The following is a 12,445-nucleotide window of genomic DNA, read 5'->3' on the forward strand; positions in this document are numbered from 1 at the left end:
CGGAGAGGACGCGACCGTGGCAAGCCCACAGCCCCATACCCTGCACGATCCCGTGGACGGACACGACCCGATCGCGTTGCGGGGCAAGGGGACTCGCGTGGGAGACCGCGTCTTCTCAGGGGTCAGCCGGGGTGCCGGCATCCTGGTTCTGGTCATCATGGGCGCCATCGGCGCCTTCCTGATCTGGAAGGCGATCCCGTCCTTCCAGGACAACAGCGCCAACTTCTTCACCGAGACCCAGTGGCTCCCCGACGCGGACCCACCCGTGTTCGGCATCGCGGCACTGGCGTTCGGGACGCTGATGACCTCCGTCATGGCCCTCGTCCTCGCCGTCCCGGTCGGGATCGGGATCGCCCTGTTCATCGCGTTCTACGCGCACCGCCGCCTCGCCGCCGCGCTGGCGTTCGTCGTGGACCTGCTGGCCGCGGTCCCGTCCATCATCTTCGGCCTGTGGGGGCTGGACTTCCTGATGTCCAACCTGCAGGGCATCCAGGAGTGGCTCAACGACTACCTGGGCTGGATCCCGCTGTTCAACAACGAACTGGGCATCTACACCAAGAGCATCTTCGTCGCGGGGGTCGTCCTCGCGATCATGGTCCTGCCCACGGTGTCGGCGGTGACCCGCGAGGTCTTCGTCCAGGTGCCGCAGGCGCACATCGAGGCATCCCTCGCCCTCGGCGCGACCCGGTGGGAGATGGTCCGGCAGGCGGTGTTCCCCTTCGGTCGCGCCGGCATGATCTCGGCCGCGATGCTGGGCCTGGGCCGCGCGCTGGGCGAGACGATCGCGGTGGCGCTGATCCTGTCCGCCGTGTTCGAGATCAACTGGCACATCACCGAGCCCGGCGGCAACACGTTCGCCGCGAACATCGCCTTGAAGTGGAACGAGGCGGGCTCCAACGGCCTGTCCGCGCTGATCGCAGCGGGCCTGGTGCTCTTCCTCATCACGCTGGCCGTCAACATCATCGCCCGGCTGGTCATCGCCCGTCGCCGCGAGTTCTCCGGAGCCAACTGATGAGCGACCCGACCACGACCACCCGGCCCGCGGGCGACGTCGACCTGCGCGCCCGGCTCCGCGGCGCCCGACTGCCTCGCTGGGCGCCGTACGCGGCAGGCGCCGCCGCCGTCGTCCTCGCATTCCTGCTCGCGATGGTCACCGGTATCGAGGGGTGGGGTGGCACGGCGACCGTCGCCGTGTTGCTGTTCCTCGTCGGCCTGACCTCGTGGAGCTTCCTCGTGGAGGGACGTCGACACGCCGTCGACCGACTCGCCACGACCCTGGTGTACGCGACCTTCGTCATCGCGGTCGTCCCCCTCGTGGCCGTGCTCTTCAGCGTCATCCAGCGGGGCATCTCGGCGCTGAACCTGCAGTTCCTCGTCAACGACATGCGCAACGTGAGCCCCCGCGCGGTCGGCGGGGGCATCGCACACGCCCTGGTCGGCACGATCGAGCAGGTGCTCATCGCCACGGTCATCGCGGTCCCCATCGGAGTGCTGGCCGCCATCTACCTGGTGGAGTACGGCGGCGGCCGGCTGGCGAAGGCCGTCTCCTTCTTCGTGGACGTCATGACCGGCGTCCCGTCGATCGTGGCCGGTCTGTTCGTCTACACCGGCCTGGTCCTCACCCTCGGCCTGGACCGCTCCGGCTTCGCGGCCGCGCTGAGCCTGGTGGTCCTGATGATCCCGGTGATCACGCGGACCACCGAGGAGATGCTCAAGATCGTGCCGAACGACCTGCGCGAGGCCTCGTACGCCCTGGGCGTGCCCAAGTGGCGCACGATCCTGCGCGTGGTGATCCCGACCGCGCTCGGCGGGATCGTGACCGGGGTCATGCTGGCCGTCGCCCGGGTCGCCGGCGAGACGGCGCCCCTGCTGCTGACCACGTTCCTGTCGCAGAACATGAACTGGAACCCGTTCAGCGGTCCGCAGGCCTCGCTCCCGCTGTTCGTGTGGTCGCAGATCGGCTACGGCACCGACGCCGCCATCGCCCGAGCCTGGGCTGGCGCGCTGGTCCTGATCCTGTTCGTGGTGGTCATGTACGTCTCGGCGAAGCTGGTCGCCCGGCGATTCGCCCCGAAGGCCCGGTGAGTCCGGTGCGCTCGTCCCGCCCGTCCGTCCCGGCCGCGTCCCGAAGGTAGGAATCGTCCCCATGTCCAAGCGCATCGAGGTCGCCGACCTGGACGTCTACTACGGCAAGTTCAAGGCCGTGGAGGACGTCTCGATGTCCATCGAGCCCCGTGCCGTGACCGCCTTCATCGGGCCGTCCGGGTGCGGCAAGTCGACCGTGCTGCGGACCCTGAACAGGATGCACGAGGTCATCGAGGGGGCCTGGGTCGACGGCAAGGTGCTGCTCGACGGAGAAGACATCTACGCCCCCGACGTGGACCCGGTGAACGTGCGGCGCACCATCGGCATGGTCTTCCAGCGGCCCAACCCGTTCCCGACGATGTCGATCTACGACAACGTGGTCGCCGGCCTGAAGCTGGAGCGGCGCAAGGGCACCAAGAAGTCCGACTTCGACGACGTGGTGGAGCGGTCGCTGCGCGGCGCCAACCTGTGGGAGGAGGTGAAGGACCGGCTGGACCGGCCCGGGTCCGGGCTGTCCGGCGGGCAGCAGCAGCGGCTGTGCATCGCCCGCGCCATCGCCGTGGAGCCGCAGGTGGTCCTGATGGACGAGCCCTGCTCGGCGCTGGACCCGATCTCCACGCTGGCGATCGAGGACCTCATCCTGGAGCTGAAGGAGCAGTACACGATCGTGATCGTGACGCACAACATGCAGCAGGCGGCGCGGATCAGCGACACCACCGGCTTCTTCAACCTCGCCGGCGTCGGACAGCCGGGACGCCTGATCGAGATGGGCCCGACGGCCCAGATCTTCTCCAAGCCCGACGTCCAGGCCACCGAGGACTACATCTCCGGCCGCTTCGGCTGACCCCTCCCTCCCCGCTCTTCCCACCCTTTTCTCGGGCACACGATCCGCTATGCGGATCGTGTGCCCAGGTTGGGCGGCGTGTCGCGGCTGAAGTCGGGCATACGATCCGGGTCCCGTGACGTAAGGGGCGCCTGAGACGTCGACGGCGTAGGCCGCGGGGGCGCACGGTGCGGCAACGCCGCCATCCCCACCCGGTCCCGTGCATCCACAGCCCACCTTGCGGGACGGACCGGAGGCGCGCCGGACGAGCACTCTGACCCGGTGCGCGGATCGCTGACAGCCGGCCAGTCCCTGCGGGAGTCCCGCGAAGCCATGGCCGTGATCGCCGCTTCGCAGGGCGGCGCCTTCACTCGCGCCCAGGCCCTCGCCGCTGACGTACCGCCCCACCTTGCCCGGCGCCTGGTCGAGAGGGGCCTGTGGCGCCCCTTGCGGCGGGGCGTGTACGTCGACCGAGACGTGCTCGATGCCGCTCTACCCGATCCGGTCGGCCGCGTGCGGATCGACACCGCGGCGGCCATCCTCGCCGCACCCCGCGGAGCGGTCGCAGCCCACGTGACGGCATGCCGGGTCCGCCGCTACCCGCTGCCCCAGCACGTCGACTCACGGCTGCACCTCCTGCGGCCCCCGGGCTCGGACCACCGGGCCCTGGCAGGTGCGGTGATCCATACGCACCCGTTCAGCGCGGCCGACGCGGACGTCATAGACGGGCTGCCGACGTCGTCCCCCGCGCTCACCGTCTTGCTGGCGCTCGACGACCTGCCGCGGGACTGGGGGATCGCCGTGGTGGACCACGTGCTCCACACCGGGGACGCGACGCGGGAGCAACTTGACGCCGAGTTGGTCCGGCTGCGGTCTCTGCGGCACCGGAGCCGCAAGGGTCTGGTGCTTCGAGACGCAGACGGCCGAGCGGAGAGCCCGCTGGAGTCGCTGTCGCGCATACGGCTGGTGGCGCGCGGGGTCCCGGCCCCCGTTCTGCAGCCGGAGTTCCGCGACGCACAGGGGGTCATGCGCGGCGACCTCGGCTGGCCGACGTACGGGGTGGTCGGGGAGGCGGACGGAATGGCGAAGTACGGCACCGGACCGACGGAGATGGCCGCGCGGCTGGCCGCCCAGCGGGAACGACAGGACCGGCTCGAAGCCCTCGGCCTCATCGTCGTGCGATGGACGTGGGACGAGATCATGCAGGCCCCGCTCATGGTGGCCCAGCGGGTCCTGGCCGCACTGGACCGAGGTGCCGCCCTCAAGCGCGCGGGGTTCTGGGACCGGGCCGCCTGAGTCACGGCGACGACCGCTACGGGGGCCGGGCGTCTCGGGCAGGATTCCCCCGTGATCACCCATTCCGTCCTCTTCCAGCTGCATGAGCCCGCCGACGCCGACGAGGTGGTGCGACGGCTCGAGGGCCTGCGGGGGCGCATACCGACGCTCCGCTCTCTGACCGCCGGGGTCGACGTCGGACACGACCCGGCGGGCTTCCACGTCGCCCTGGTGACCACGCACGACGACCTGGAGGGTCTGGTCGCGTATGCCGAGGATCCGCTGCACCGAGAGTTCGGTGCGTGGCTGGCCCCCAGGATGGCGGCCCGCGCGGCCGTCGACTTCGAGGCTGGCGCCTGAATCCCCGCGTCTGAATCCCGGCCGGGTCGCCAGCACCACCCGCACCACCCGTCCCCTGACCCGGATCGTGTGACCGACTCCGCCCGCGACACGCCGCCGAACCTGGGCACACGATCCGCTATGCGGATCGTGTGCCCAAGTGGCGGGGCAGAGCGGCGGCGGGGGCGGGTTGATCGGATCCTTACCGGAGCGGGATGCCTCCGTGCCCGGGCGGGGGGAACCGGGCGGCGCCCGACGTGGTCCACTAGGAGGCGACCCGGCGACCCCCGGGTCCCTCGACCCATGAGGCCGGACCACCCGCATCCGGACCTCGACGCCGCACCCGAGGAGCCGTGCCGCCGTGACCCGCCCCGCCCCCCGTCGTCGTACCCGGCTCGCCGTCGTCGCAGCCGGAGCCGCCGCCACCGCACTCGCCCTCACCGGCTGCAGCGGCGGGTTCCCCGGCACCCTGTCCGCCGCTCCCGCGGCCCACGTCGTGGTTCAGCAGGCCGCCGACGCCACCCGAGCCGCGGGCACCTCCCGGGTGTCGATGGACGCGACCGTGACCGTGGACGGCACCGAGACCAGCATCACGGGCAGCGGGGTCGTGGACTACGCGGACGGGACCGGGGAGTTCACCCTCGACCTCGGCCCGCTGGGGACCGTGCGCCAGATCGCCACTGCGGACACCGTGTACGTCCAGGTGCCGTCGGTCTCGGACAGCTGGTACGCGATGCCCGTCGAGGGCGATGCCGGTGCCCACGGATCCGTCGCGGACGGGCTGGCGCCGGACGACGTGCTGGACAGCCTGCGCGAGTTCGGCACGGTCACCGAGGACGGCACCGAGACGATCGACGGCGTCGAGACCACCCGGTATGTCGCCACGCTGGACCTGGCGGCCGCACTGGCCTCCTCCGGTCTGCCGACCGACGTGCTCGGCGACCTCGGCCTGGGCCTCGGGACGCGGCCGACGGATGCCGAGCCGGCGGTCGTCACCGTGTGGGTCGACGACGCGGACCGGGTCGTGCGCGTGTCCCAGCAGATGGACCTCGGCGGCACGATGAGCGTCACGTCCACCCTCTCGTTCACCGACTTCGGCGTCCCGGTCGACGTGACCGCGCCCCCGGCCGATCAGGTCGTGACGGACCCGCAGGGTCTGCTGGGCGGACTGCTGGGGAGCCTCGGTGGCGGTCAGGCCGGCGACCTGGGCTCCCTGCTGGAGGGCCTGGGGCTGGGCGACCTGAACCTCGACGACCTCAACCTGGGCGACCTCGCCGGCGACCTGGGGCTGCAGGACCTTCAGGGACTGGACCTGCAGGGTCTGCAGGACCTTGACCTCGGCTCGCTGCTCGGCGAGCTAGGCCTGCAGGACCTGAACCTGGGCGACCTCGGCCTCGGCGACCTCGGGGGCCTCGGCCTCGGGGGCGCAGCGGGCGACGGGCAGGGCGGCCTCAGCGGCGCCACCGGCACCGGCGGCCAGCTCAGCGCCTGACTCCGCCTGACCGTCCCCTAGGACGGAATGAGTCTGGGCGTTGCTTGACGACCCGAATCCGGGCCGCAAGCAACGTGCGGACTCATTCCGTGGGCACGAAGGGGGCGCGGGCAGGCCCGGGCTGCACCGGGCGGGAGCCCCGCTCTGGGGAGCTCAGGCCAGGTCGTAGCCGGCCTCGTCGACCGCGGCGCGCACGTCGTCGACCGCCAGCGGCTGCCCGCTGGTCACGGTGACCAGACCGGTCTCCAGCACGACGTCGACGCTCTCGACGCCGGCCAGGGCCGAGATCTCCTCGGTGACGGCCTTGACGCAGTGCTCACAGGTCATGCCGGTGACGGTGTAGGTGGCCGTGGTGCTCACTGCAGCTCTCCTCGCAGTCGGGTCGGTGCCGGATGTCGGGGACGACGCTCTCGGGTCGTGTGGTCGGGCGGTGGGACGGTCGGGGCGGGTCGGCGCTCAGGCGGGCCGCGGTCAGGCGCGCAGCAGCCGGGCGATGGCCGCGGTGGCCTCCTCGACCTTGGCCTGGGCATCCGGGCCGCCACGCTCGCAGGCCTCGGCCACGCAGTGGCTGAGGTGGTCCTCGAGCAGGGCGACCGCGAACGACTGCAGCGCCCGCGTGGCCGCCGCGACCTGGGTGAGGACGTCGATGCAATACACGTCCTCGTCCACCATCCGCTGCAGCCCGCGGACCTGCCCTTCAACCCGCCGCAGCCGGGCCACGTGGGAGGCGCGGCGGTCGGCGTAGCCGGGCCGCACGCCGTGCAGCGCGTCGTGCGCCTCGGGCAGCGGCGGGGTCGGGGGCGTCGTCGAGGTGCTCACCATGCGGACAACCATACCCCCCCTGGGTATATTCCCGCCACTCCCCCGCGCGACCCGCGGAGGCGGGCGTCACGCGTCGCGCCGGGCCTTGGCCTGGTTCAGCCGGCCGATCCGGGCGAACAGCGGCGCCGCGTGCAGCACCAGGTCCGGCACCGCCCCGAACAGCCGGACCTGCGCCCCCCGCCAGCGGGGCACGCTGGCGACCGTGCGCGGCCGGTCCACCAGCCCCACCGCGCGCTCGGCGACCTCCGCCGGCGTGACCACCCGCAGCCCGGTGAACGACAGCGCCACCGCCGGGTCGTCCAGCACCTCGGTGATCATCGGCGTCAGCATCCCGTCCGGGCACACCACCGACAGCCCCACGCCGCGCACCCCGGCCGCCCGCAGTTCGGCCTTGAGCCCCAGCGTGAACGACAGCACCCCGGCCTTCGTCGCCGCGTAGACGCACTCGCCCGGCACGGGCACCCACGACGCCAGCGACCCGACGTTGATGACGTGCCCGCGCCCGCGACCGCCGTCGCGCGACCGCATCACCGCCACGGCCGCACGCGTGCCGTGCATCACGCCGAGCAGGTTCACCCCTACGACCGTGTCGATCACGTCGTCCGGCTGGGTGGCCGCGTCGCCGGCGCCGAGCACCCCCGCGCAGTTGACCCACACCTCCGGGTCGACCTCGCGCGCCAGCGCGCGGCACGCCTCGGGGTCGCGTACGTCGAGCACCCGGTCCGCTCCCACCACGTCGGTACGGACGACCTGGTAGCCCTCCGCGGCCAGCCGGTCGGCGATGGCCAGTCCGAGCCCGCGGCCGGCCCCGGTCACCACGGCCGTACCCCGCCCCCCGTCGGGCCCGGGGGCACCGCCGCGCGCGGCGGGACGGATGGCGGGCGAGGCGGGCGACGCGGTCGTCATGGCGGTCACCGTACGCGGCGTCCGCGCGCGGTCGACCCCGCCCCGACGTACGCTCCCCACGTGCCCGGACCCCTCGCCCTGGTCGGCTCCGGGGAGTACCTGCCGGTGATGCAGGACCTCGAGGCCGGCCTCATCGCCGGCCGCCCGCCGCGGTACGTCCAGCTCGCCACCGCGGCGGCCCCGGAGGGCCCGGCGTCCCTCGGCCGGTGGCGCGACCTCGGCGCCGCCCAGGCCGAGCGGATCGGCGTGGAGCAGGTCTGGGTTCCCGTCACCGACCGCGCGTCCGCCGACGACCCCGACAACGCCGCGCTCGTCGCGGGCGCCGGCCTGGTCTACCTCAGCGGCGGCAACCCCGCCTACCTGGCCGAGACCCTCGCCGGCACGGCGGTCTGGGAGGCGATCGTCACCGCCTGGCAGGCCGGCGCCGCGCTGGCCGGCTGCAGCGCCGGCGCGATGGCGATGTCCACCTGGGTCCCGCACATCCGGCCGCGGCTGTCCGGTCCTGCCCACGTCGACGGCCTCGGCCTGTTGCCGCACGTCCGCGTCATCCCGCACTTCGACCGGATGCTCGGACGGGTCCCCGACCTGCTCACCCGCTACCTGCTGCACGCTCCCGACGGGGTGGCCATCGTCGGCGTCGACGAGGACACCGCCCTCGTCGGGGGACCGCACGAGTGGACGGTGCGAGGCCGCAGCTCGGCCTGGCTGCTCGGGCACGGCCGACGCGAGGAGTACCCCGCGGGCAGCACGGTCACGATCCCCTGAGGATCAGGCGGGAGGCCTGCCTCAGACGACCTCCTGCTTCTTGCCCAGCACGACGACACCGGCGTCGCTGACCGTGTAGTGCTCGCGGTCGCTCTCGTGGTCGACGCCGATCTGCGCGCCATCCGGGACCTTCACGTACTTGTCCAGGATCGCGTTGCGCACCACGGCATTGCGGCCGATGCGCACACCCGGCATCAGCACGCTGCCCTCCACGTACGCACCGGGCAGCGCCTGCACGTCGTACGACAGCACGGAGTTGCGCACGTGCGCGCCCGCGATGATGGAGCCGGCGCCCACCATCGACTCGTGCGCGTTGCCGCCCTCCACGAACTTCGCGGGCGGCAACGGCGGCAGGTTGGTCAGGATCGGCCAGCGCCGGTTGTAGAGGTTGAACACCGGGTGCACGGACACCAGGTCCATGTGCGCGTCGTGGTAGGAGTCCAGCGTCCCGACATCGCGCCAGTAGCCGCGGTCGCGGTCCGTGGCGCCCGGGACCTCGTTGAGGTCGAAGTCGTAGACGCACGCCTTCCCGGCGTCGGTGAGCATCGGCAGGATGCTGCCACCCATGTCGTGCACCGACCCGGTGTCGCCGGCGTCCACCTTCAGCGCCTCGATCAGCACGTCGGTGTCGAAGACGTAGTTGCCCATCGACACGTACGACTGGTCCTCCGCGCCGGGGATCCCCGGCGGGTCCAGCGGCTTCTCCAGGAAGCGCTTGACCTTCACGCCGTCGTCCGCGGCCTCGATGATGCCGAACTGGTTGGCCATCGACCGGGGCATCCGGATGCCCGCCACGGTCACGCCGGCCCCGGTGTCGAGGTGGTGGGCGACCATCTGCGCCGGGTCCATCCGGTAGACGTGGTCGGCGCCGAACACCACGACGATGTCGGGCTGGTCGTCGTAGACCAGGTTGAGGCTCTGGTAGATCGCGTCGGCGCTGCCGGTGTACCAGCGCGGACCGAGCCGCTGCTGCGCGGGCACCGGGGTGACGTAGTTGCCCAGCAGGTTGGGCATCCGCCAGGTCGTCGTCACGTGCCGGTCCAGCGAGTGGGACTTGTACTGCGTGAGCACGCAGACCCGGTGGTAGCCGGCGTTGATCAGGTTCGACAGCACGAAGTCGATGAGGCGGTACGCGCCGCCGAAGGGGACCGCCGGCTTGGCCCGGTCGGCGGTCAGCGGCATCAGCCGCTTGCCCTCTCCACCGGCGAGGACGATCCCGAGAACGCGAGGTTCGGAGCCCACGACCCCACCCTAGCCACGCCCGACCGGCCCCCGTCAGGGTTCGCCTGGCCCTAGGCTGCCCGCGTGCGCATCGGCATGCTGACTCGCGAATGGCCACCCGACATCTACGGCGGCGCCGGGGTCCACGTGGAGCACCTCGTCGCCGAGCTCCGCCGGATCGCCGAGGTGGACGTGCAGTGCTTCGGGTCCCCCCGGGAGGACGCCCGCGCCCACTCCGTCCCCGCCGACCTGACCAGCGCCAACTTCTCGCTGCAGACCCTCGGCATCGACCTGCAGATGGCGCGCGATGCCGTGGACGTGGACGTCGTCCACTCCCACACCTGGTACGCGAACATGGGCGGCCACCTCGCTGGGCTGCTGCACGGCATCCCGCACGTGCTCACCGCGCACTCGCTGGAGCCGCGGCGGCCGTGGAAGGAGGAGCAGCTCGGCGGTGGCTACCGGGTCTCGTCCTGGGTCGAGCGGGCCGCGTACGCCGAGGCCAACGCGATCATCGCGGTGTCGGCCGGCATGCGCGCGGACATCCTCGACTGCTACCCGTTCGTGGACCCCGACCGGGTCCGGGTGGTGCACAACGGGATCGACACCGACGTCTACCGGCCCGACCCCGAGGTCGACGTGCTGATGCGGCACGGCGTCGACCCCGGTCGGCCGTACGTGCTGTTCGTCGGGCGGATCACCCGGCAGAAGGGGCTGGCCCACCTGCTGGCGGCCGCCCGGCGCTTCGACCCCGAGCTCAGCCTCGTGCTGTGCGCGTCCTCCCCGGACACCCCCGAGATCGGGGAGGAGATCGCCACCGCCGTCGCCGACCTGCGGGCCGAGCGCGGCGACGACGCGGTGGTCTGGATCGAGGAGCAGCTCCCCCGCCCGCAGGTCGTCCAGCTGCTCACCCACGCGCTGGCGTTCACCTGCCCGTCGGTGTACGAGCCGCTGGGCATCGTGAACCTGGAGGCCATGGGGTGCGAGACCGCGGTCGTCGCCAGCGACGTCGGCGGCATCCCCGAGGTGGTGGTCGACGAGCAGACCGGCCTGCTGGTGCCGTACGACGCGGCCGAGCCACGCGCCTTCGAGCATGCCTTCGCCGACGCGGTCAACCGGCTCGCTGCCGAACCGGCAGTCGCCACGGCGATGGGCGCCCGCGGCCGGGCGCGCGCGGTGGAGCACTTCTCCTGGGCGTCGATCGCCGAGCAGACGCTGGACGTCTACCGCTCGGTGGTCGCCGGGTGACCGGAGCGGTCCGGCTGCGCGGCGTGCGTGAGTGACCTCGCCGAGCCGATTCCCGGGGTCGCCCCCGCGGACCGGCGGCGGCTGTGGATCGGCTACCTGCTCTACCTGGGCGCCGCGACCCTGTTCGCGGTCAACGGGACGGTCTCCAAGTCGATCCTGCTGACCGGCATCTCCACCGCCCGGCTGTCGCAGCTGCGGGTCACCGCCGCGTTCCTGGTACTCGTCGCCGTCGTCGCCCTGACCCGCCCCGCAGCGCTGCGGCTGCGCCGCGGCGAGGTTCCCATGCTGCTGGCGTACGGCATCGCCGGGATCGCGATGACCCAGTGGCTGTACTTCGTCGCGATCGAGCGGCTGCCCGTCGGCGTCGCCCTGCTGATCGAGTTCACCGCGCCGATCATGGTCGCGCTGTGGTTCCGGTTCGGCCGCCACGAGGCGGTGCGCAACCGGGTGTGGTTCGCCCTGCTGCTCGCCCTGGTCGGGCTGGCCATGGTGGCGCAGGTGTGGCTGGGCTTCACCCTCGACGGCCTCGGGGTGGTGGCGGGCTTCGGCGCCGCCGCGGCGCTGGCGCTGTACTACCTGCTCGGCGAGCGTGGCGTGCACGGGCCGTACCCGCGGGACCCGGTGTCGCTGACCATGTGGGGCTTCGCCGCCGCGGCGGCGTTCTGGGCGGTGGCCCAGCCCTGGTGGTCGTTCCCGTGGGAGGCGCTGTCGGGGACGGCCACCCCGCTGGACGGTGGCCCGACGGTGCCGCTGTGGGGCCTGGTCGGCTGGATGATCGTGCTCGGCACCGTCGTGCCGTTCTGGCTCGTGGTCGCCAGCCTGCACCACCTCAGCGCGGCCCAGGCCTCCGTCGTCGGGATGACCGAGCCGGTGCTCGCCACCCTGATCGCGTGGGTCGTCCTCGGCGAGGCGCTCACCCCCGTGCAGATGCTGGGCGGCCTGGTGGTGCTCACGGGGGTGCTCCTCGCGGAGACCTCCCGCTGACGGGCGGCGCAGCGCCGGCCGACCTACAGTGCCGTCATGCCTCTGGATGGTGAGTACGTACCCAGCCCCTCCGCCTGGGTCCGCGAGCAGGTCGAGCAGTACGAGGCGTCCGGCGGACAGCGGGCCAACACGCTGTTGGACACCGGGCTGCCCGTGATCATCGTGACGCACCGCGGCCGCACCAGCGGCGCGGTGCGCAAGACCCCGGTGATGCGCGTGGAGCACGAGGGCGAGTACGCGCTGGTCGCCTCCAAGGGCGGCGCCCCCGAGCACCCGGACTGGTACGGGAACCTCGTCGCCGACCCGAGCGCGGTGATGATCCAGGACGGACCCGAGCCGTTCGACGCCGTCGTCCGCGAGGTGGACGGCGACGAGCGTGCGGAGTGGTGGGAGCGCGCGGTCGCCGCCTACCCGCCCTACGCGGACTATCAGCAGCGCACCGACCGACGCATCCCGGTGCTGGTCGCCCGGCGGCGAGACTGACC

The 12,445-nt window shown here is 72.4% G+C and carries 14 protein-coding genes; 10 read left to right on the forward strand and 4 right to left on the reverse strand.

The genetic code is table 11. The features are described 5' to 3' along the window. Window positions 1-97: 97 nt before the first annotated feature. From pstC to R2737_07035, 6 genes are all read left to right on the forward strand, one after another. The gene (pstC, locus tag R2737_07010; GenBank protein MEZ5116000.1) at window positions 98-1,012 is read left to right on the forward strand and encodes a phosphate ABC transporter permease subunit PstC; all 915 of its coding nucleotides are present in this window, start codon (window positions 98-100) and stop codon (window positions 1,010-1,012) included. Next, complete coding sequence (gene pstA, locus R2737_07015) at window positions 1,012-2,085, forward strand: phosphate ABC transporter permease PstA (GenBank protein ID MEZ5116001.1); 1,074 nt, start codon at window positions 1,012-1,014, stop codon at window positions 2,083-2,085. The genes pstC and pstA overlap by 1 nt, the downstream gene beginning before the upstream one ends. A 61-nt stretch (window positions 2,086-2,146) precedes the next feature. After that, window positions 2,147-2,929, forward strand: a complete 783-nt coding sequence (pstB, locus tag R2737_07020; protein MEZ5116002.1) for a phosphate ABC transporter ATP-binding protein PstB — start codon at window positions 2,147-2,149, stop codon at window positions 2,927-2,929. Between the two features lie 492 nt (window positions 2,930-3,421). Further along, entirely contained in the window at window positions 3,422-4,204 is a 783-nt protein-coding gene (locus R2737_07025) for a hypothetical protein (protein MEZ5116003.1), read from the forward strand. A 51-nt stretch (window positions 4,205-4,255) separates the two neighbouring features. Next, window positions 4,256-4,543 carry a Dabb family protein gene (locus R2737_07030; protein MEZ5116004.1) on the forward strand — a complete coding sequence of 96 codons (288 nt, stop codon included), beginning with the start codon at window positions 4,256-4,258 and terminating at the stop codon, window positions 4,541-4,543. 340 nt (window positions 4,544-4,883) lie between these two features. Then, the gene (locus R2737_07035) at window positions 4,884-6,014 is read left to right on the forward strand and encodes an LppX_LprAFG lipoprotein (GenBank protein MEZ5116005.1); all 1,131 of its coding nucleotides are present in this window, start codon (window positions 4,884-4,886) and stop codon (window positions 6,012-6,014) included. A 153-nt stretch (window positions 6,015-6,167) separates the two neighbouring features. Here the strand turns inward: R2737_07035 and R2737_07040 are convergent, their stop codons facing one another. From R2737_07040 to R2737_07050, 3 genes are all read right to left on the reverse strand, one after another. Continuing rightward, the gene (locus tag R2737_07040; GenBank protein ID MEZ5116006.1) at window positions 6,168-6,374 is read right to left on the reverse strand and encodes a cation transporter; all 207 of its coding nucleotides are present in this window, start codon (window positions 6,372-6,374) and stop codon (window positions 6,168-6,170) included. A 111-nt stretch (window positions 6,375-6,485) separates the two neighbouring features. Next, a complete protein-coding gene (locus R2737_07045) occupies window positions 6,486-6,770 on the reverse strand; it encodes a metal-sensitive transcriptional regulator (GenBank protein MEZ5116007.1) in 285 nt (94 codons plus the stop codon). A 132-nt stretch (window positions 6,771-6,902) separates the two neighbouring features. Then, a complete protein-coding gene (locus R2737_07050) occupies window positions 6,903-7,742 on the reverse strand; it encodes an SDR family oxidoreductase (protein ID MEZ5116008.1) in 840 nt (279 codons plus the stop codon). Between the two features lie 60 nt (window positions 7,743-7,802). On the opposite strand from R2737_07050, the gene R2737_07055 reads away from it, so the two are divergent. After that, window positions 7,803-8,507 carry a Type 1 glutamine amidotransferase-like domain-containing protein gene (locus R2737_07055; protein ID MEZ5116009.1) on the forward strand — a complete coding sequence of 235 codons (705 nt, stop codon included), beginning with the start codon at window positions 7,803-7,805 and terminating at the stop codon, window positions 8,505-8,507. A gap of 21 nt (window positions 8,508-8,528) precedes the next feature. On the opposite strand, the gene glgC is transcribed toward R2737_07055, so the two are convergent. Next, entirely contained in the window at window positions 8,529-9,749 is a 1,221-nt protein-coding gene (gene glgC, locus R2737_07060) for a glucose-1-phosphate adenylyltransferase (GenBank protein MEZ5116010.1), read from the reverse strand. Window positions 9,750-9,812: 63 nt separating this feature from the next. On the opposite strand from glgC, the gene glgA reads away from it, so the two are divergent. The 3 genes from glgA to R2737_07075 are packed head-to-tail and all read left to right on the forward strand — an operon-like array spanning window position 9,813 to window position 12,443. After that, window positions 9,813-10,976: a glycogen synthase gene (glgA, locus tag R2737_07065; GenBank protein MEZ5116011.1), complete on the forward strand. Its 1,164-nt coding sequence runs from the start codon at window positions 9,813-9,815 to the stop codon at window positions 10,974-10,976. A 27-nt stretch (window positions 10,977-11,003) separates the two neighbouring features. Further along, window positions 11,004-11,960, forward strand: coding sequence for an EamA family transporter (locus R2737_07070; protein MEZ5116012.1), 957 nt, complete (start codon window positions 11,004-11,006; stop codon window positions 11,958-11,960). A gap of 36 nt (window positions 11,961-11,996) precedes the next feature. Continuing rightward, the gene (locus R2737_07075) at window positions 11,997-12,443 is read left to right on the forward strand and encodes a nitroreductase family deazaflavin-dependent oxidoreductase (GenBank protein ID MEZ5116013.1); all 447 of its coding nucleotides are present in this window, start codon (window positions 11,997-11,999) and stop codon (window positions 12,441-12,443) included. The last annotated feature ends 2 nt before the right edge of the window (window positions 12,444-12,445 follow it).

It is taken from the genome of Candidatus Nanopelagicales bacterium, from assembly GCA_041393815.1.
Lineage (GTDB): Bacteria > Actinomycetota > Actinomycetes > S36-B12 > JAWKJK01 > JAWKJK01.